Origin of the sequence: Clostridium estertheticum, from assembly GCF_011065935.2 — a bacterium.
In the GTDB taxonomy this organism is placed as follows: Bacteria; Bacillota; Clostridia; order Clostridiales; family Clostridiaceae; genus Clostridium_AD; species Clostridium_AD estertheticum_A.
The window spans coordinates 615,923-635,114 of the sequence record NZ_JAAMNH020000001.1; the positions used below are offsets into that span (position 1 = coordinate 615,923).

Sequence of the window (19,192 nt, forward strand, 5' to 3'; positions counted from 1 at the left end):
ACATGGGATTAAATTTTGTTAGACCATATTTATTGATTTTAATTCCCCTATTGCTGGCAGGGGTCATATATTCTTCAAGATGGCTTATTAGATTGCCTAAAAACAAGAAACGCTTTATTGTAATACTAAGAAGTTTAGTAGTTACTTTAATAATTTTAGCTCTTTGTGGTTCAAGCCTTTATTGGAAAGTAGACTCTACAACCACACTTTTTTTAATAGATGCTTCAGATTCAACTAAAGCTAGTAGAAATAGTATGGAAGTTTTTATAAAGGAAGCAAGTCAATATAAAGGAAAAAAAGATGGGGTTGGAGTATTATCCTTTGGTGAAAATACACAGGTGGAAAGCTTTATTAGTAAGGATAACGAATTTTCTAAGGTAGAAGGTAAGATTAATGGTAATTATACTAACATTGATAACGCCATGGCTACAGCCTTATCTTTATTCCCAGATAATTCTAATAAAAGGATTGTATTAATTTCTGACGGCGAAGAGAATTCGGGATCAGTAAGTAAAATAGCACCCTATCTTCAAGAGCAGGGCATAGATTTAAAATATTATAAAATACAAAAAAATGATGGTGAGGAAGTTGCTGTAGAGAAAATTAGTGTTCCACAAAAATTGGCCCTAGATGAGGAATTTAATATTGTTGTGACCTTAAATAGTACAATAGCGCAGGAAGCCAATGTAAATCTTTTTAATGGAAGAGCCGAGGTGAGTCAGCAGAAGGTACAGCTCCAAAAGGGAGAAAATAAATTTATCTTCAAGGATAAGGCTGATTCGGGAGGTTTTAGAAATTATAAAGTGGTGGTAGAAGGAAGTAAAGATAGTGAACTGAAAAATAATGAAGCAGCTACTTTTACTAATGTATTAGCTAAATCTAAAGTTTTAGTAATAGAAGATAGTATTGGGGAAGCTAATGAATTAATAAAAATGCTGAAGGCATCTTCTATGGATTTCAATCTAATTGAAGCTGCTTCAGCCCCTAGAACACTTCAAGAAATGACAAGTTATAAATCTATAATAACCTGCAATGTTTCTGCAGATAATCTTAATGATGGATTTATAAATTCTTTGGACAGTTATGTTAAGGACTTTGGTGGTGGCTTTATTGCCACCGGTGGAGATAATTCCTTTGCACTAGGTGGATATGCTAAAACTCCCTTAGAAAAAATCCTACCAGTATACATGGATATGAGGGGGAAAAAGGAAGTACCTAAAATGGCCATGGTATTAATTATTGATAAATCTGGTAGTATGTCTGAAGGTGTTGCAGGGATTAGCAAGGTAGATATGGCCAAGGAAGCTGCCATAAGGACTTTGGACTCCCTTAGACCCGGCGCGGATGAAATTGGTGTTTTAGCTTTTGATGGAGCCTATAGCTGGGTGGTTAAAGAACAACCCATTAAAGATGCTAAGGCCATTGAAGCAGATATTGGAACCATAAGAGCAGATGGCGGAACTAGTATATTACCAGCTCTTGAAGAAGGGTATAAAGCATTAAAGAAAAGTGATGCAAAAATAAAACATATAATTTTACTTACAGATGGACAGGCAGAAAGAACAGGTTATGATAGTTTGATTAAGGATATTAATAAAGATAATATAACCGTATCTACAGTATCTGTTGGAAGAGATGCAGATAAAGAGCTCTTAGATACTATAGCAAAGCAGTGTGGTGGAAGAGCTTACGTCACTGATGAATATACTAATATACCTAAAATATTTTCAAAGGAAACCTTTATGGCAGCTAGAATGTATCTCAATAATAGAGAGTTTACACCCATAATAAGCAACAATCACAATGTTTTAAGTGGAGTTGCTGAAGCTGGAATTCCATCTTTATTAGGATATGTTGGAGCCTCGGCTAAGGAAACAGCTAGAGAAGTTCTTAAGAGTGATGAGGATGATCCTATACTAACGGTTTGGCAGTATGGATTGGGTAAAACTGCAGCTTGGAATTCAGATATTTCAGGTAAATGGAGTGGAAACTATATAAATTGGAATAAGAACTTGAAGCTGTGGCAGAATCTCATAAACTTTACTAGAGAGAACTATGCGAGTGGAAATGTCACTATGAATGTTTCAGAGCAAGAAGGAAAAGCTACTGTAACCCTTAAAAACAAAAATAGTGATGAACCACTTCAATCTAGTATAGTTGTAGTTTCTCCTTCTGGTGAAAGTAGTGAGGAAAAATTATACGAAACAGCACCTGGTGAGTATGGAGGGGTAATAGCTTTAAAAGAAACTGGAGTGTACATGATCAATGGAAAGCAGGTTAAAAATGGAGAGGTAATAAATTCTGTTAATACAGGGTATGCGCTGCAGTATTCTCCAGAATATAAAATAAATAATAATAGTAGTAACATAGATAAATTTATAACTTTTATTGGTGGGAAAAACATTACAAATCCTAAAGAGGTTTTTGTTAAAGCTATGACAGATAAAAGTGGACATAGGGATATCACTACCTTTTTAATTTCCCTTGCTCTAATACTTTTTATGCTTGATATAGCATTTAGAAGGTTAAACTTAAATAAACTTAAGGCTATGTTTAGTAAAATAAATACTTCTGCTGTAGCTTTCGCGGGGCTAAGTGTAAATAAAATCAGGAAAAAATATAAGAAAGAGAAAAGTACCTATTATGAGGTATTGGTAGATGAGGATGTTCCTGTAGAGAAAGTTATTAAAGAAGATAAGGAAAAAGTATCTGAAGAGAAATTCAGTATAGACAGCCTTGACACTAGTCAACTGTTAAAAAATAAGAGATTTAAAAAATAATAAAGTTTGTAGTTTAACGACATTTCAGAAGGAAACTGTATTGGAAATTTTCCAATACAGTTTTTGCTTTTTTGATATAAGAAAAAAAGCTATTCTAGAAACCTTGGCAGGGTTATTTTTGCATGTATTTTTCATGAAGATTATTATGGTATAGAGGGAGATAATAAATGCTTAGTTAAGTAGCTTTTTTCTTCAAGTTTGATTATATGTTTACTCCATCAATAATATTAAAATCTAAATAAACATGGTATAATAAAGTGAAAAAATTGTATGAACAAAGAACGATCACAAATAGAAAGGGAACTACTTAAATAAAGGAGCTATTAGATATATGAATTTTTATTTCGCACCTATGGAAGGCTTGACTGGGTATATTTATAGAAATGCCCATAATGCTTTTTTCAATAATATAGATAAATACTTTTCACCTTTTATTCCTGCAAATCAAAGTGAAAGTTTTAAAACTCGAGAATTAAATGATATTTTGCCTGAAAACAACCAAGGACTAGTTTTGATTCCACAATTACTAACCAATAATGCAAAAGATTTTATTCATACTTCAAAGAAAATAAAGCTGTTGGGATATAATGAGATCAATTTAAATTTAGGATGCCCTTCTGGAACTGTAGTTTCAAAAAATAGAGGGTCCGGATTTCTTTCAAAAAGAGAAGAACTTGATGTGTTTTTAGACGAAATTTTTTCTCAATCCATAACTAAAATCTCAATAAAAACCAGAATAGGAAAAGACCAACCCGAAGAATTTTATGATTTAATCGAAATATTTAACAAATACCCTATAGAAGAGCTTATTATTCATCCAAGAATTCAAAAGGATTTCTATAAAAATAAGCCTAATCTGAGAATATTTAAGGAAGCAATGATTTTAAGTAAAAATCCTGTTTGCTACAATGGTGACATTTTTACAATTAATGATTACAAGGAGTTTTCGGCTGATTTCCCTAGTGTAGATACTTTAATGTTTGGGAGGGGATTATTAGCCAATCCTGGACTGATCAGCGATATTACAAATAATATTAAACTTGAAAAAAAATTACTAAAAGACTTTCATGATAAAATTTATGAAGATTATAAAAGAATACTATTTGGAGATAGGAATGTCTTGTTTAAAATGAAAGAACTATGGTTTTATATGATTCCGGTGTTTTCTGATAATGCAAAATATGCAAAAAAAATTAAAAAATCAGAAAGATTATACGATTATGATGAAGCTGTTTCAAGCTTATTCAGAGAACAGGATGTTTTAGAAAACTGAGAAATATTCATATTGAAAAATTAAAAATCGATATGATAACTGAGGATATTGTAAAATATTAGAAATAATAAGAAAAGCCGAAATAAATTGTAAGGTGAAAATTGTGCTTGGACCATAAAGCTTTTGTGTTAAATTAAAATAAATGTACATCATTGCCCGCATCTACTGAAATTATATCTAATGATCAACCCCTTTTTTTAAGTCGCAAATTAATTTTTACAAAAAAAACTAAAGATTTTACCTTTACATTTCGATAATTAAAAATAATTGTAAATAATTATAAAAAAAAATAAGAAGGATGTGTTTTATATCACAACAGCTAATAATAAATACGAACTGAAATTAGATAAAACAAAAAAAATACTATTCGCAAAGGCGTTTGGCTCATTTGGTCCTGCTGATGCTAATGCTTTTGTAAGTGATTACAATGTAATTCTTAAAGGTGCTAATGCAAACGATCTTGAACTTCAATTTGACTGCAAAGAGTTAAAAGTTTCAGGAAAAGATGCTAAATCAGGTGCTGATATGACTAGTATGTTAAGGGCTTGTATGGAAATGTATAAAAGTGATGGGTTTAAGAATATTGTTTTTGATTGTGAAAAAAACTTAGTTCTAAAAATGCAACTACAAAGACTTGGAAAAGAAGTATCACTTCCAAACTTTACGGTTAAGTCATAAAAAAACGTGGGATATCCCACGTTTTTTTTAATACTTAATAAGCATAGTGCAAATGGTCCAATTAATTGCAACTGACCAGAGACAAACAATGTCTCCTCTTTTTATTTTACCCGTTTTAATTCCTTCATGAAATGCTATAAATGGGCTACTTGTACCTGTATAACCATATACATCGCCTACATAAATAAATTTATTGATGTCTACGCCTAATTTTTCTGAACCAAGATTTGAAAATGCTCTTGAGTATTGAGAAAAACAAAAGCTCTTTATTTGTTCCATTTTTAAGTTATTCCTATTTAATAATGTATGAATTGAAGTTACTGCGTTGTCAATTATAAATAAACCTTCAAAAGGTATCCATTGTAGTTTTCTATCTCTAATTGATAAATCTTTCTTATATACTTTTGACAGTCCGCAAGCGGGATATTTAACCGCTTCCCATGTAGCACCGTTACTTTTACACATGCTATCTATAAAACCTTGTCCTTCTGTTTTCTCCAAAATAATAGCGGCCGCACCATCTGCAAAATTAGGGTAAGTTAACTCATCATCGTTTCTACAATGTATTGAAGTATAATCGGAACCTATCACTAATGCTCGTTTTACATGAGGATTGCCCATCATAGCTCTTATAGTATGCTCAACTGTAACCAACATACCCGCACAGTTCGTATTTGTGTCCATACACATACAATCTTCTTTCCCGTTTATTGCATTATGGACTATTAGTGATTGACTTGGAAATGTATATTCGGGGAATTGAGAAGAAAACAGAACCATGTCAATATCTTTACCTTCTAAGCCTACACTCTTTAATGCTTTATTAGCTACTTCTACACCCATAGTAATAGTATTTTCATAGTCATTATCTATAATATATCTCTTTTCCCGTCCAAAAGCTTTTAATAAATCTGTGATGTCCTTTCCTTGAGATTTAAAATGTTTAAGATAATAGCTATTATCTACCTGTTTTTCAGGATGATAAATATCCACCGTTAAAATTTTTACATTATTCATTATGCAAGTCTCCTTTGATGTTAATTAGGGTATGTGTTTTGTTTTTCAAATAAACCAATTTTTGGTCTCTATTTAATATCGACTTAATTATTTTATAATTTACCATAAAATTTAAAAATGCACCAAATAATTAATAAGTCTCCACTCCTTCATTATTTTATAGTGGTGGAGACTTATTAATTATAGTGATAGATACATTTTAATCGCTTATTAATTTGATACAGTAATTACCATCTAGATGGGGTAGCGTATACGAAAATGGAGATGCGTCTACTAGTCTTAATTTAGAAATTTGTTCTTCAGGCTTTATTTTTTGTCTTAAAGTGCAAATAAAAAGACTGTTTTGATAAATAATATGACGACAATTCAAGGTATTATTTTAGTATGAAGTAGTTGTTTCAGATAATCCTAAGATAGTATTGAAGGGAGAAATAAATTATGGTAAAACCTACTCTTGTTGTTATGGCGGCTGGTATGGGAAGTAGATATGGAGGGTTAAAACAGATTGACCCTGTAGGGCCAAGTGGCGAAATTATTATTGATTATTCAATACATGACGCTTTAAAGGTTGGTTTCGGAAAGGTTGTATTTATAATTAAAGAAGAAATGTTGGAAGATTTTAAAGATATTATTGGTAGAAGAGTAGAAGAGTTAGTTGAAATAGCTTATGTATTTCAAAAGGTAGAAGATGTTCCAGTGGGATTCATCGCCCCCGCGGAGAGAACTAAGCCTTGGGGAACTGCTCATGCGGTTATGTGTTGCAAAGATGTAGTAAATACACCTTTTCTTGTTATTAATTCCGATGATTTTTATGGTGCTTCAACATTTAAATTAATTTATGATTATTTGATCGATATTAAAGATAGCCAAGCCTTTTATGAATATTCTATGGTTGGGTTCAAACTTGAAAATACACTTACAGACAATGGACATGTGGCAAGGGGAGTTTGTTCTGTTGATGAATGTGGGTATCTAAATGGTATTAAAGAAAGAACTAGAATTAAAAAATATAAAGATGGGGCTAAGTATACTGAAGATGGTGAGAATTGGGTTAAGTTGCCAGAAGGAAGTACTGTATCTATGAATACTTGGGGGTTTACTCCCAGTATATTCGACGAACTAGAAAAAAAATTCCCCGAATTTTTAGAGAAAAATAAAAATAATCTGCCGAAAGCTGAATATTTTTTACCAATGGTTATTGATGATTTAATTGCTGAAAATAAGGCCAAAGTGAAGGTTCTTACTTCCAGTGAACAATGGTATGGAGTTACTTATAAAGAGGATAAGCCAACCATTAAGGCAGCAATAATGCAATTGGTGAATAAAGGTGTATATCCAATTAATTTATGGGGGTATGGAAATGAAGAATAAGTATGACCTTGAAGATGTATTAAAGCAATTTGATTTTAAAAGTAAGGTTATGGAGGTAAAGCCATATGGATTAGGACATATTAATGATACCTATATTGTAAGCTGTGAAAAAGAAAATGGATCATCAATTAGATTTATACTTCAAAGAATTAACACTAGTATATTTAAAACTCCTCAAAACCTAATGGAAAATATAAAAAATGTAACATCACATTTAAGAGAAAAGATAGTTGCTGAAGGTAGGGATCCAGACAGGGAAACTTTAAATCTAATACAAACATTTGATGGAAATGTATTCTATAAAAGTTCAAGTGCCGATTATTGGAGAAGTTATAAATTTATTGAAGGTGCTCAAACCTATCAGGTGGTAGAAAATCTGAAACATTTTTATAATGCAGGGAAGGCTTTAGGAAGATTTGAAGAAATGCTTAAGGATTATCCAGCTGATAAATTGTATGAAATAATACCTGATTTTCATAACACTCAAAAGCGCTATCAAGCTTTTGTAGAGGTAGCCACAAAGGATATTATGAATAGAGGTAAAGATGTACAGGCAGAAATAAATTTTGTTTTAGCCCGTGAAAGTGAAGTTTCAGTATTAGTAAATTTGCTTAAGGCTGGTAAATTACCTTTAAGAGTTACCCATAATGATACTAAATTTAACAACGTCATGATTGACGATATTACTGGAGAAGGTATATGTGTAATAGATTTAGATACAATAATGCCTGGGTTATCCTTGTATGACTTTGGAGATTCTATTCGTTCAGGTGCTAATCCAGCAGAAGAAGATGAAAAAGATTTATCAAAGGTTTGTATGGATCTTGAACTTTTTGAACAGTTTACTAAGGGATTTCTAGAGGGTACGGACAATTCATTAACAGCACTTGAATTAGAGTATTTGCCATTCTCAGCAAAGTTAATGACCTTGGAATGTGGCATAAGATTTCTTACAGATCATTTAAATGGAGATACTTATTTTAAGATTCATAGAGAGAATCATAATCTAGATAGGGCGCGAACCCAATTTAAAATGGTTAAGGATATGGAAGAAAAGTTTGAAAAAATGCAATCCGTAGTAAAAAGACATAGCAAGTAGTCTATATGCATGTTTTCATAAAAGAAATTGCTTATCATTAAGTATTAGATTCACAAAGGAGAATTTATATGGTTTTTGAGAATACTGTTTTACGTGAAGAATTTGTTATAGAGAGTATAGTTACAGTACATTATTTTGAATTCGCTAAGAACTATGTATTTGAAGGTGAAAAACATAGTTTTTGGGAATTTGTTTATGTAGATAAAGGCGAGTTAGAGATAATGGCGGAGGATAAGGGCTATAAACTGAAGCAGGGTGAAATGATTTTTCATAAGCCAAATGAGTTTCACAATCTTTGGGCAAATGGTAAAATAGCTCCTAATATAATAGTTATGACATTTGTATGCGATTCAGAAGCAATGAAGTATTTTGAAAATAAATTAATATTAACTGGGGATACAGTTAAGGATTTGTTATCAAAGATAATTAAAGAAGCTTTGATGGCATTTTCAACTCCACTAAATATTTCGTCAACCACGAAGCTAGATAAAGAGTGCAAGTCGGTTTTTGGATGTGAGCAGTTATTAAAAATATACCTTCAGCAATTACTTATTTATTTAGTGAGAAAAGGAGAGAATATCCTATCTAATGAAAGACTTTCTTCATTAGTTAGAGAAAGAAGCCATAATGATATGGCGAAGAAGATTATTAATTATCTTAAGAATAACGTATCTAAGAATATTTCATTTGATGATGTTTGTTTATATAGCAAACTATGTAGTACAAACTTAAAGGCTATGTTCAAAGAACAAATGGGAATGGGAGTAATGGAATTTTATAAGACCTTGAAAATTGAGGAAGTTAAAAAATTTATTAGAGAAGAGCAATTCAATTTTACTGAAATTGCTGAAAAGCTAGGATACGCTTCTATTCATTACTTATCAAGGCATTTTAAGAAAGCTATGGGAATGACACTATCAGAATATGCTTCTTCTGTTAAGGCTAGAATATAAATAAATTATCGCCAACCAAAAGAATTCTCACATTCATAAACAGTTATTATAGTATCCCATCTTTTTTAGTAAGAAAGAACCGAAAATCCAAATTAAAAGACCATTTTGGTAAATATAAAACTATCTATAAAATGTATTATTTTATTATGAGTAAAATAATCGGTGTAGCGTGTGTTACACTAGACATACCAAGGAGGTAGATAGATATATGGAAATATTAGTAACTGGCGGAGCTGGATACATTGGAAGTCATACCTGTGTGGAACTTTTAGAGGCTGGCTATGAGGTAATAGTAGTAGATAATCTTAAAAACAGCAATGAGGAATCACTCAGAAGGGTAAAAGAAATAACAGGGAAGGATTTGAAATTCTACAAAATTGATATGGTTGATAAAGTAGCTTTAGAAGAGGTATTTAAAGAAAATAATATCCAAGCAGTAATTCATTTTGCGGGATTTAAGGCAGTAGGTGAATCAGTAGCGGAGCCATTAAAATATTATTACAATAATATTGTTAGTACCTTAGTTTTAGCTGAAGTGATGAAAAATTACAAGGTTGATAAATTAGTTTTTAGTTCATCAGCTACAGTTTATGGGGACCCAAGAACAGTTCCAATAACTGAGGATTTTGAGCTAAGTGCAACAAACCCTTATGGGCGTACTAAACTTTTTATAGAAGAAATACTAAGAGATCTGTATATATCTGATACGAACTGGAATATTGCTATTCTTAGATATTTTAATCCAGTAGGGGCTCATCCTAGTGGAAGAATTGGAGAAGATCCTAATGGCATACCTAATAATTTAGTGCCATATATCTCACAGGTAGCAGTAGGAAAGTTAAAGCAATTGAGTATATTTGGGAATGATTATCCTACCACTGATGGAACTGGTGTAAGAGACTATATTCATGTAGTAGATCTAGCTAAGGGTCATATTAAAGCCTTAGAGAAATTAGTTTCAAAACCAGGGGTAGTAACTTATAATTTAGGCAATGGTAGGGGTTTTAGTGTTTTAGAAATGGTAGAGGCTTTCGCAAAAGCATCTTCTAAGGAGATCCCATATAAGTTAGTTAACAGAAGACCTGGAGATGTAGCTGAATGCTATGCAGATAATTCAAAAGCAGAAGAGCAATTGAGCTTTGTAGCAACTAAAACCGTTGAGGACATGTGTGTAGATTCTTGGCGTTGGCAACTCAATAACCCTAATGGATATAGTAAATAGCAAGAACTGGAATGTAAGTAGATTTGTATAAACAAATCTACTTACATTTTTTTGTGCATTTAATGTTTTATATACTTTTGCATATAGAAAGCCAAGAGATGGAAACTAGCAGCGAAAAGGCAATGCTTGCATTTAAAGAGCTCAAATCAAAAAAATGAAAGCACTATAAATGGAGTTTCACAGATTGCTAAAAGTATTGGAGTTTTAGTAAAGGAGACTGAAGATATTGGTCAAATATAATTTGAGCTTTTTTAATCATCGAATCTTTGCGAAAGTTTGTTGATATTAAAGCAAACATGGGTATAGTAGATCGTATTTGAGTATAAAGGCTAAAATCAATATTGAAAAAATAGGAAAGTAGAGTTATATTATAAATAGTGACTGTTAGATGATAAACAATATCATAAAAGAAAAAAGATAATTTAACAAAGATTGTCTTTTATAATAAAGTAAAATTTAAGGGAGGCCAATATATATATGAAAATTGCAGTTGTAGGATGTACTCATGCAGGTACAGCAGTTGTAGTAAACGCAAAGGAGCTTTATCCAGATAGTGAAATTACTGTCTATGAAAGGAACGATAATGTATCCTTTCTTTCCTGTGGTATAGCTTTAAGTGTGTCAAGTATAGTTAATGAACCAGAAAAACTATTTTATAATTCAGTAGAAAATTTGAGAAACAATGGAATAAATATGCGAATGAATTATGATGTAACAGATATAGACATAGAAGGGAAAATGATTATAGCCAAAAACTTAAAAAATAATGATATAGTAAAGGAAAAATACGATAAAATAGTTCTTACCTTAGGGTCATGGCCAATAGTTCCTAATTTTGAAGGCAAGAATCTTGAAAATATATTACTTTGTAAGAACTATGATCATGCCAAGACAATTATAGAAAAATCTAATGAAGCTACGAATGTAGTAGTTATAGGTGCGGGATATATAGGAGTGGAACTAGCTGAAGCTTTTGAAATAAAGGGTAAGAATATAACATTAATTGATGCAGAAGAGAGAATAATGAGTAAGTACCTTGATAAAGAGTTTACAGATATAGCAGAAGGAGAATTTAGAGACCATGGAATAAATTTAATTCTAGGGGGAAAAGTTCAAAAATTCGAAGGGGAAGATGGAAAGGTAACTAAAGTGGTTACTGATAAAAATACTATAGAAGCAGACTTAGTTATACTTTGTATAGGCTTTGTACCAAATACAATGATTGTTAAAGATAAATTAGACACTCTTCCAAATGGAGCTATAATAATAGATGAGTATATGAGAACTAGTGCTGAGGGAGTATATGCAGCAGGAGATTGTTGTGTGGTAGAATATAATCCAGCAAAGGATAAGAGATATATACCACTAGCAACAAATGCAGTTAGAATGGGAACCCTTGTAGCTAAAAATTTACTTGAGCCAACTCTTAAGTACATGGGTACCCAAGGAACCTCAGGAATAAAGATATATGACAAGTGCATTGCGTCTACTGGCCTTACTGAGGAGGTAGCAAAACGTACTACATCTATGGATATAGGTTCTGTAACTATAAATGAGAATAATAGACCAGAGTTTATGCCAACCTTTAGTGAAGCTATGTTAAAGCTTGTATATGAAAAAAATACAAGAAGAATACTTGGAGGACAAATAATATCTGAAGAGGACTTGACTCAGCATATGAATACCTTATCTGTGGTAATACAAAACAATATGACCATAGAAGAATTGGCAATGACAGATTTCTTCTTCCAGCCGCACTTCAATAAACCATGGAGTTTATTAAACACAGTGGCACTTAAAGCATTATAGAAAATAAAAAATTAGAAGTTAAGAAAATACTAGAATAAAAGAAGAATTAATAGTTTGAGTTGGAACTGTTCTTGACAGTGAAACGGTGAAAAAATAAAAGAAGCAAGAAAGTGATTTGCGAGATTATTGCAAGTAAAATCTTATCTATATCTATTAGAAAGCACCTAAATTATAGGTTTGTTTAGTGCAATTATATGCAGTAAGCATATACACTTTCATATTTTTCATATATAATTGTAACTTACTTGGGTTTAAAAGTGGTTAAATATATTTAAATGAAAATAAGAAAATGAAACTTAGTGAGGTGTATGTATGTTAAAAGTTATTGTTGTTGGCGGAGGACCTGCCGGTATTATGGCAGCTATTAGTGCAGCAAAAAATAGTGAAGTTATATTAATAGAAAGAAATAAAGAAATAGGTACCAAGCTAAAACTTACAGGTGGAGGCAGATGCAATATTACAAATAATAGAGATATAGAGGAATTTTTTGATAAAATAGTGAGTAATAAAAAATTCTTATATAGCGCTCTTTATACATTTTCAAATCATCAACTTTTAGAATACTTTAAAGGAAATGGATTAGAATATAAAGAAGAGCTTGACCAAAAAATATATACCAAAAGTAATAAGGCCGATGAAGTTATAGAATTATTAAAGAATGATTTAGCAAGAAATAACGTTAAGATTATGTATAACAGTAAAGTCCAAGAGTTAATAGTTGAAGATGGAGAAATTAAAGGGGTAGTAACTGACGATGGTAAGCGGATTTTAGGTGAAAAGGTAATTGTTACAACAGGAGGAAAGAGCTACCCAGATTCAGGTTCAGATGGGTCTATGTTTGAAGTATTAAGGAAGAATGGACACACTATAACTCCTTTATATGCAGCCTTAATTCCACTAGTTATAAAGGAAGAGTTTGTTAAGAGCCTGCAAGGTGTTGCAATGAAGGATGTTGTAATTTCAGCTAAGATTAAAAAGAATAGAATAGAGAAGTTTGGTGATATGATATTTACTCATTTTGGAATATCAGGACCAGCGGTGTTAAAGCTTTCATCTTATATAAATAAAGCTTTAGTAGAGGGAGAAGTAGAAGTTACTTTAGACTTTTTAAGAGATAAATCTAAGGATGAAATATCAGAAATTATGAGGAGTAATCTAAATAAGACTGTACTTAATAATTTAAAAGGTATTCTTCCACAAAATTTCTTAAAGGAAATCTTTGATCTGTTAGGACTAACAGAGGTTAAGATTAGTGATTTAAAGAAGGCAGACGAGAATAATATAATTGAGTATATGAAGGAAATGAAGCTAACGGCTAGAGAAACACTATCAATTAAAGCAGCTCAAGTAACTTCAGGTGGAGTTAAAGTCAAAGAAATAAATGCTTCAACTATGGAATCAAAGCTTATAAAAAATCTTTATTTTGCAGGAGAAGTTATAGATATCGATGCTGAAACAGGTGGATACAATCTTCAAATGGCGTTTTCTACAGGATACTTAGCGGGAAGTAATTAATCTGCAAAGAAACTAAAGCATAATGGCAATTTATTATAAAGCCATAAGGATTAATTTTCTTATGGCTTTTTTATAGAATGAAAAATATTACTTAATAGGTATATATATGTCAAATTCTCCATTGCTCATAAATCTCTCATCGTATAACTCTAGTTGAGGTCTACAATCCATTTCATAGCCTGAGGCTGGAATGAACCTTTCAAATATATCATTGAAAAACTCACCTAAATCTTTTATAGCACCTTTATAAGTATATATGTTACAAAGTAATAAAAAATTAGATTAAATCTATAAAAGAATTTCCTTAAAGTAAGAGTAGAGACGTTATACGGTAATGAGTAATTGAAGTGTAAAAAAAAATATACCATATTAATGGTAGTAGGAGAAAATTGAGAAATGCTAAAATTTTTACAATCAAAAACAGTGAAAATAACCTTGGCTGCCACAATAGCAATTGTCATATCCAATTATTTGGGATTAGAATTTGGAGTAACTTCGGGTATAATTGCAATATTAAGTATTCAAGATACGAAGAAAGAAGCACTATTAGTTGGGGGGAGGAGAATAATCTCATCTGTAGTAGCTATATTTTTATCCTTTATGCTATACATGTTACTTGGAAATAATCCTATGGTATTTGGACTATTTTTACTTGTATTTATACCAATAACAAATGTATTAAAAATAAGCGAGGGAATGGTTATTGGAGCAGTATTATCAACACATCTTTTAATAAGTACAAATATTAATATTTCTTTTATTATAAATGAAGTAGGCTTAACTATAATAGGTATTGGGGTTGCAATGATATTTAATTTATATACAGCATCACTAGAGGAGAGTTTTAAAAAAAATAAAGAGAAGATAGAAGAACAATATAGATTAATATTATCAGATATGGCAATAAGTTTACTTACCCAAGCCGTACCAATTTATGAGCAAGAAGTAATTTTGAGTATAGAACAATTAATTAAAAATACTAAATTGATGACACAAATAATAAATAATAATAATTTATTTAAGTACAATAATTACTATGAAAGTTATATAGATATGAGAATGACACAATTAGATGCTATAAAAAGAATGAAAAGACATTTTTTAAGGTTTTATATGACCTATGAACAAACTAGAACATTATCAGAATTTACTGATAATGTTGCAATTAATATTCATGAAGATAATGATTGTATTGAACTTATAAGTAAACTAACTTTGCTTAGGAAAGATTATAAAATGATGGAATTACCAAAGAACAGGAATGAATTTGAAAATAGGGCATTGTTGTTTCAATTTTTAAATGATTTAGAAGATTTTTTAATTATTAAAAAAGAATTCAAAGAATCCTATCCAGGTTTATATATATAAAAAATAATGAATAACTTGGAGGAATGCTCATTATTGTGTAGAACATAGAATATATACTAAGTTTTATTTATTAAATGGAGGCGATTATAAATGAAAAAACTAATTAACAACCCAGAATTTGTTGTTGAGGAGATGATAGAAGGTATAGTAATGGCACATCCAGATTATGTTAGAAAACTTGAAAATGAAGATGTACTTGTTAGAAAAAATTCTCCTATATCTGGGAAAGTTGCATTAGTTAGTGGGGGCGGAAGTGGGCATGAGCCAGCACATGGAGGATATGTAGGAATGGGAATGTTAGATGCAGCAGTGTGTGGTGCGGTATTTACATCACCAACTCCAGATCCAATATATGAAGCTGTAAAAGCAGTTCATGGAGGACTTGGAGTTCTTTTAGTAGTTAAAAACTATACAGGAGATATAATGAATTTTGAAATGGCCAGTGAAATGGCTGAGATGGATGGAATAAAAATTGAAAGCGTTGTTGTTAATGACGATGTTGCAGTTGAAAATAGTCTTTTTACAGCTGGAAGAAGAGGAATAGCTGGAACTGTATTTGTACATAAAATAGCTGGGGCAAAAGCAGAAACAGGAGCAAGCCTTGCGGAAGTTAAGGCTGTAGCTGAAAAGGTAATAGCGAATGTACGAAGTATGGGGATGGCATTAACACCCTGCATAGTTCCTGCAGCAGGGAAGCCTAATTTTAGTTTAGCTGAAGATGAAGTTGAAATTGGCATGGGTATACATGGAGAACCGGGTACTCATAGAGAAACCCTAAGTCCTGTTGATGAAATAGTAGGCCACATTGTAGGAAAAATATTAACTGATATGCAACTCCAGCCAGGTGCTGAAGTTGCAGTTATGATTAATGGACTATCATCTACGCCATTAATGGAGCTTTATATTGTTAATAGAGAAGTTCATAAAATGTTAGAAGAAAGGGGAGTAACGGTTTATAGAACTTTTGTTGGAGAATTTATGACCTCCCTTGAAATGGCGGGATTTTCTGTTACATTATTAAAACTTGATGATGAGTTAAAGGTTCTATTAGATGCACCTGCAGATACTCCAGCATTAAAAGTGCTATAGCATAATAAGGCCTCTGATAACTTAAAATATAATACAGTATATATATATAGGGAGGTAATAAAATGGGTATTTCAGGATTACAAGTAATTGTAATATTAAATAAAATCGCAGATGTAATTGAAGAAAACAAGAGCTACTTATGTGAGCTAGATGCAGCTATAGGTGATGGAGATCATGGAATTAACATGAATAAGGGATTTATTGTTGTTAAAGAAAAATTAAGAGGCGATAATGGAAATAACATTGGAGAAATTCTTAAGAGGACCGGAATGGCATTAGTAACAAACGTAGGAGGAGCATCAGGTCCACTATATGGAACAGCCTTTATGAAAGCTTCTATGGAAGTTAATGGGAGAGAAAATATAGATATTGAGGATTTCATTAGAATATTGGAAGCTGCCTTAGGTGGAATAAAAATGAGAGGAAAAGCTGAAAGAGGAGAAAAAACGATGATAGATGCTATTGCTCCAGCTATTGATGCTATGAAAGAAGCTCTAAAAGATGGTTTAATGCCAATAGATATTCTAAAAGCCTCTAAAGATGCAGCAATTAAGGGAGTAGAATATACAAAAACTATAATTGCGACTAAGGGAAGAGCGAGTTACCTTGGAGAAAGAAGTATTGGTCATCAAGATGCAGGAGCAACTTCAAGTTACTTAATGTTAAATACTATTTATGAAGAAGTAAAAAGCATAAAGGAAGGAATGGTGTAATAGATGGTAGGAATTGTAATAATTTCTCATAGTAGCAAAGTGGCAGAAGGAGTAAAAGAGTTAGCACTTCAAATGGCTGATAATACACCTATTGTAGCAGCGGGTGGGACTAGTGATAATAGGCTCGGAACGGATATAGAAAAAATTATTTTAGCCATAAATCAAGTATATTCAGAAGAGGGTGTAGCAATATTATTTGATCTTGGCAGTGCATATATGAATGCACAAATGGCTATTGAAACTCTTCCAGAGGAAATGCAGAAAAATGTTGTACTTATTGATGCGGCTTTAGTTGAGGGAGCTATTGTAGTAGCGGTGGAAAGTAGCATTGGTAAAAATTTAAAAGAGATTCAACAAGCGGTTAAAGGTCTATGCCTTCATAAAATGCCATAAAAATAAAAACTGTATTGGGAAATTCCAATACAGTTTTTGTTTTTTATTATTTAGGAGGCATAACAGTTGCAATACCTTTAAGAACAATAGCTCCATCTTGATTAGTACAGGTTGTACTCAATTTCATAATGTTTTTTTCGTCGAACTTTTCTATAACTTCAACTTCAGCCTTTATTGTATCTCCAAATCTAACTGGTGCTGAAAATCTAAGTTCTTGGCCTAGATAAATAGTTCCTGCTCCTGGCATTTTCATACCGAGTACTGCTGATACGAGACCTGCTGTGAGCATCCCATGTGCGATTCTGCCTTTGAACATTGTTGTTTCAGCTTCTCTTTGATTTATATGAGCAGGATTTAAATCACCTGTTATTCCTGCATAAAGATATACATCTGATTCACTTATAGTTTTTTCAAAAGAGTCTTTATCACCTATATTTAATTCTTTCATAGTTAAACCTTTCATTAATAACTCCTCCTTAATATTTATTTTTACTCATTATACAACTCCAAATGATGCAAATATAATACATACTGCTGTAGCTATAAGTGGGATAACAACTGTACACATTCCTATATCTACGTAGGATTGTTTATGAGTCATACCTGTTATACCTAGTAGAGTTATTACGGCACCATTATGTGGAAGTGTATCAAGCCCACCGCAAGCTATTGCGGCTATTCTATGGAATACTTGAGGACTAAGTCCTAGAGCTTGGGCCTTTGCCATATACGTTTTACCTAATATTCCAAGAGCAATACTCATTCCACCTGAAGCTGAACCCGTAATCCCTGCAAGAATACTTGTAGATGCTGCTAGTGAAATAAGAGGTGTTCCTGGTATAGCAAGTATCCCTGCTTGAAGTATAGCGAATCCTGCTAATGTTTTAATAACATTCCCATAACCAACTTCTGAGGAGGTATTTGCAATTGCAAGTAGTGAACCTATAGCCCCTTTATTAACCGTATTCGTAACGTTTTCAAGGTTCTTCCAAAATAAAATCAAACTAATAATTATAGCAACAACTAACGCTGAAATCAAACTCCATATACCTTGTACACTTGATAGCTTAATTCCACCGAAGTCTTTTAAGAATGTTCCATCCATAGTGGCAAAAACAAATTGACCTAATATGTAATTAACAACTAGTACTAAAATTATTGGGGTTATAGCCAGTGCAAGTTTAGGCAATTTAGATAAGTCAACTTCTTTTGTTGATTCCTCCTTATGATCACCATATCCTTCACCTTTGACCATAGCATTTTTTGCTCTTCTTGTAAGCCAAACCATACCACCGCCAAACATTACTGCTGATCCTATAAGTCCTATAATTGGAGCTGCATATGCATTTGTGCCAAAGAAAGGCATCGGAATAGCATTTTGTATTTGTGGTGTTCCTGGTAACGCTGTCATAGTGAATGTAAAGGCACCAAGCGCTATAGTACCAGGTAAAAATCTTTTTGGAATATCTGCTTCTCTAAATAATGCTGCTGCAATAGGATATACTGCAAATGCAACTACAAATAATGAAACGCCGCCATAAGTTAATATAGCACAAGATAAAACTACTGCCAGGATCGCTTTATCTTTACCTAGCTTACTACTAATGGCATAGGCTATAGATTTTGCAGCTCCTGAATCATCCATTATTTTACCGAATATTGCTCCTAGTAAGAATACTGGGAAATATGTCTTAGCATATGATGCAAAGTTAACCATAAAGACTTCTGTATAGTTAGCTAAAACATGGCTCTGACCGCTTTGAAACAAAACCGCCAGTATTGCTAAAACTGGTGCCAAAATAAGAACTGTAATCCCTCTATAGGCCAAATACATTAAAAGTCCTAAAGAAATAATAATACCAATAAGTCCTAACATGATAGTTCCTCCCTTTAATTTAAAATATTTTACATT

General features: G+C 32.0%; 17 protein-coding genes. 13 read left to right on the forward strand and 4 right to left on the reverse strand.

Features of this window, described 5'->3' with window-relative positions; all coding sequences use genetic code 11:
- The first annotated feature begins 2 nt into the window (after window positions 1-2).
- The 3 genes from G9F72_RS02875 (at window position 3) to G9F72_RS02885 (ending at window position 4,731) form a co-directional block, all read left to right on the forward strand.
- Window positions 3-2,780 carry a VWA domain-containing protein gene (locus G9F72_RS02875; protein ID WP_164959765.1) on the forward strand — a complete coding sequence of 926 codons (2,778 nt, stop codon included), beginning with the start codon at window positions 3-5 and terminating at the stop codon, window positions 2,778-2,780.
- Window positions 2,781-3,111: 331 nt separating this feature from the next.
- Entirely contained in the window at window positions 3,112-4,053 is a 942-nt protein-coding gene (locus G9F72_RS02880) for a tRNA dihydrouridine synthase (protein WP_164959766.1), read from the forward strand.
- 300 nt (window positions 4,054-4,353) lie between these two features.
- On the forward strand, window positions 4,354-4,731 hold the full coding sequence (locus tag G9F72_RS02885; protein WP_164959767.1) for a hypothetical protein: 378 nt from the start codon (window positions 4,354-4,356) through the stop codon (window positions 4,729-4,731).
- Between the two features lie 27 nt (window positions 4,732-4,758).
- On the opposite strand, the gene G9F72_RS02890 is transcribed toward G9F72_RS02885, so the two are convergent.
- Entirely contained in the window at window positions 4,759-5,748 is a 990-nt protein-coding gene (locus G9F72_RS02890; protein ID WP_164959768.1) for a 3-oxoacyl-[acyl-carrier-protein] synthase III C-terminal domain-containing protein, read from the reverse strand.
- Between the two features lie 438 nt (window positions 5,749-6,186).
- On the opposite strand from G9F72_RS02890, the gene G9F72_RS02895 reads away from it, so the two are divergent.
- The 6 genes from G9F72_RS02895 to G9F72_RS02920 all read left to right on the forward strand — a co-directional run bounded on the left by G9F72_RS02895 (window position 6,187) and on the right by G9F72_RS02920 (window position 13,717).
- Window positions 6,187-7,119, forward strand: coding sequence for an NDP-sugar synthase (locus G9F72_RS02895; protein ID WP_164959769.1), 933 nt, complete (start codon window positions 6,187-6,189; stop codon window positions 7,117-7,119).
- Window positions 7,109-8,218: an aminoglycoside phosphotransferase family protein gene (locus tag G9F72_RS02900; RefSeq protein WP_164959770.1), complete on the forward strand. Its 1,110-nt coding sequence runs from the start codon at window positions 7,109-7,111 to the stop codon at window positions 8,216-8,218. The genes G9F72_RS02895 and G9F72_RS02900 overlap by 11 nt, the downstream gene beginning before the upstream one ends.
- Before the next feature lie 68 nt (window positions 8,219-8,286).
- Entirely contained in the window at window positions 8,287-9,171 is an 885-nt protein-coding gene (locus G9F72_RS02905) for an AraC family transcriptional regulator (protein WP_164959771.1), read from the forward strand.
- A 208-nt stretch (window positions 9,172-9,379) separates the two neighbouring features.
- Complete coding sequence (gene galE / locus G9F72_RS02910; RefSeq protein ID WP_164959772.1) at window positions 9,380-10,393, forward strand: UDP-glucose 4-epimerase GalE; 1,014 nt, start codon at window positions 9,380-9,382, stop codon at window positions 10,391-10,393.
- 477 nt (window positions 10,394-10,870) lie between these two features.
- Entirely contained in the window at window positions 10,871-12,202 is a 1,332-nt protein-coding gene (locus tag G9F72_RS02915) for an FAD-dependent oxidoreductase (protein ID WP_164959773.1), read from the forward strand.
- A 312-nt stretch (window positions 12,203-12,514) separates the two neighbouring features.
- Window positions 12,515-13,717 (forward strand): NAD(P)/FAD-dependent oxidoreductase, encoded by a 1,203-nt coding sequence (locus G9F72_RS02920; protein WP_164959774.1) that lies wholly within the window; start codon window positions 12,515-12,517, stop codon window positions 13,715-13,717.
- An 87-nt stretch (window positions 13,718-13,804) separates the two neighbouring features.
- Here the strand turns inward: G9F72_RS02920 and G9F72_RS02925 are convergent, their stop codons facing one another.
- Window positions 13,805-13,975, reverse strand: coding sequence for a GyrI-like domain-containing protein (locus tag G9F72_RS02925; RefSeq protein ID WP_164959784.1), 171 nt, complete (start codon window positions 13,973-13,975; stop codon window positions 13,805-13,807).
- Between the two features lie 138 nt (window positions 13,976-14,113).
- On the opposite strand from G9F72_RS02925, the gene G9F72_RS02930 reads away from it, so the two are divergent.
- From G9F72_RS02930 to dhaM, 4 genes are all read left to right on the forward strand, one after another.
- Entirely contained in the window at window positions 14,114-15,085 is a 972-nt protein-coding gene (locus G9F72_RS02930) for an aromatic acid exporter family protein (RefSeq protein WP_164959775.1), read from the forward strand.
- A 90-nt stretch (window positions 15,086-15,175) separates the two neighbouring features.
- Window positions 15,176-16,174 carry a dihydroxyacetone kinase subunit DhaK gene (gene dhaK / locus G9F72_RS02935; protein ID WP_164959776.1) on the forward strand — a complete coding sequence of 333 codons (999 nt, stop codon included), beginning with the start codon at window positions 15,176-15,178 and terminating at the stop codon, window positions 16,172-16,174.
- A gap of 62 nt (window positions 16,175-16,236) precedes the next feature.
- The gene (gene dhaL, locus G9F72_RS02940) at window positions 16,237-16,887 is read left to right on the forward strand and encodes a dihydroxyacetone kinase subunit DhaL (RefSeq protein WP_164959777.1); all 651 of its coding nucleotides are present in this window, start codon (window positions 16,237-16,239) and stop codon (window positions 16,885-16,887) included.
- A 3-nt stretch (window positions 16,888-16,890) separates the two neighbouring features.
- A complete protein-coding gene (dhaM, locus tag G9F72_RS02945) occupies window positions 16,891-17,280 on the forward strand; it encodes a dihydroxyacetone kinase phosphoryl donor subunit DhaM (protein ID WP_164959778.1) in 390 nt (129 codons plus the stop codon).
- Window positions 17,281-17,326: 46 nt separating this feature from the next.
- Here the strand turns inward: dhaM and G9F72_RS02950 are convergent, their stop codons facing one another.
- Together G9F72_RS02950 and G9F72_RS02955 are read right to left on the reverse strand one after the other, a co-directional pair.
- Window positions 17,327-17,743 (reverse strand): MaoC family dehydratase, encoded by a 417-nt coding sequence (locus tag G9F72_RS02950; RefSeq protein WP_164959779.1) that lies wholly within the window; start codon window positions 17,741-17,743, stop codon window positions 17,327-17,329.
- 33 nt (window positions 17,744-17,776) lie between these two features.
- Window positions 17,777-19,156, reverse strand: a complete 1,380-nt coding sequence (locus G9F72_RS02955; protein WP_164959780.1) for a GntP family permease — start codon at window positions 19,154-19,156, stop codon at window positions 17,777-17,779.
- Window positions 19,157-19,192: the final 36 nt, after the last annotated feature.

Bases quoted from the DNA above. Each gene is read 5' to 3' on its own strand.
- G9F72_RS02875 (WP_164959765.1), top strand. From the start codon at position 3: ATGGGATTAAATTTTGTTAGACCATATTTATTGATTTTAATTCCCCTA.
- G9F72_RS02880 (WP_164959766.1), top strand. From the start codon at position 3,112: ATGAATTTTTATTTCGCACCTATGGAAGGCTTGACTGGGTATATTTAT.
- G9F72_RS02890 (WP_164959768.1), bottom strand. From the start codon at position 5,748: ATGAATAATGTAAAAATTTTAACGGTGGATATTTATCATCCTGAAAAA.
- G9F72_RS02895 (WP_164959769.1), top strand. From the start codon at position 6,187: ATGGTAAAACCTACTCTTGTTGTTATGGCGGCTGGTATGGGAAGTAGA.
- G9F72_RS02900 (WP_164959770.1), top strand. From the start codon at position 7,109: ATGAAGAATAAGTATGACCTTGAAGATGTATTAAAGCAATTTGATTTT.
- G9F72_RS02905 (WP_164959771.1), top strand. From the start codon at position 8,287: ATGGTTTTTGAGAATACTGTTTTACGTGAAGAATTTGTTATAGAGAGT.
- galE (WP_164959772.1), top strand. From the start codon at position 9,380: ATGGAAATATTAGTAACTGGCGGAGCTGGATACATTGGAAGTCATACC.
- G9F72_RS02915 (WP_164959773.1), top strand. From the start codon at position 10,871: ATGAAAATTGCAGTTGTAGGATGTACTCATGCAGGTACAGCAGTTGTA.
- G9F72_RS02920 (WP_164959774.1), top strand. From the start codon at position 12,515: ATGTTAAAAGTTATTGTTGTTGGCGGAGGACCTGCCGGTATTATGGCA.
- G9F72_RS02930 (WP_164959775.1), top strand. From the start codon at position 14,114: ATGCTAAAATTTTTACAATCAAAAACAGTGAAAATAACCTTGGCTGCC.
- dhaK (WP_164959776.1), top strand. From the start codon at position 15,176: ATGAAAAAACTAATTAACAACCCAGAATTTGTTGTTGAGGAGATGATA.
- dhaL (WP_164959777.1), top strand. From the start codon at position 16,237: ATGGGTATTTCAGGATTACAAGTAATTGTAATATTAAATAAAATCGCA.
- dhaM (WP_164959778.1), top strand. From the start codon at position 16,891: ATGGTAGGAATTGTAATAATTTCTCATAGTAGCAAAGTGGCAGAAGGA.
- G9F72_RS02950 (WP_164959779.1), bottom strand. From the start codon at position 17,743: ATGAAAGGTTTAACTATGAAAGAATTAAATATAGGTGATAAAGACTCT.
- G9F72_RS02955 (WP_164959780.1), bottom strand. From the start codon at position 19,156: ATGTTAGGACTTATTGGTATTATTATTTCTTTAGGACTTTTAATGTAT.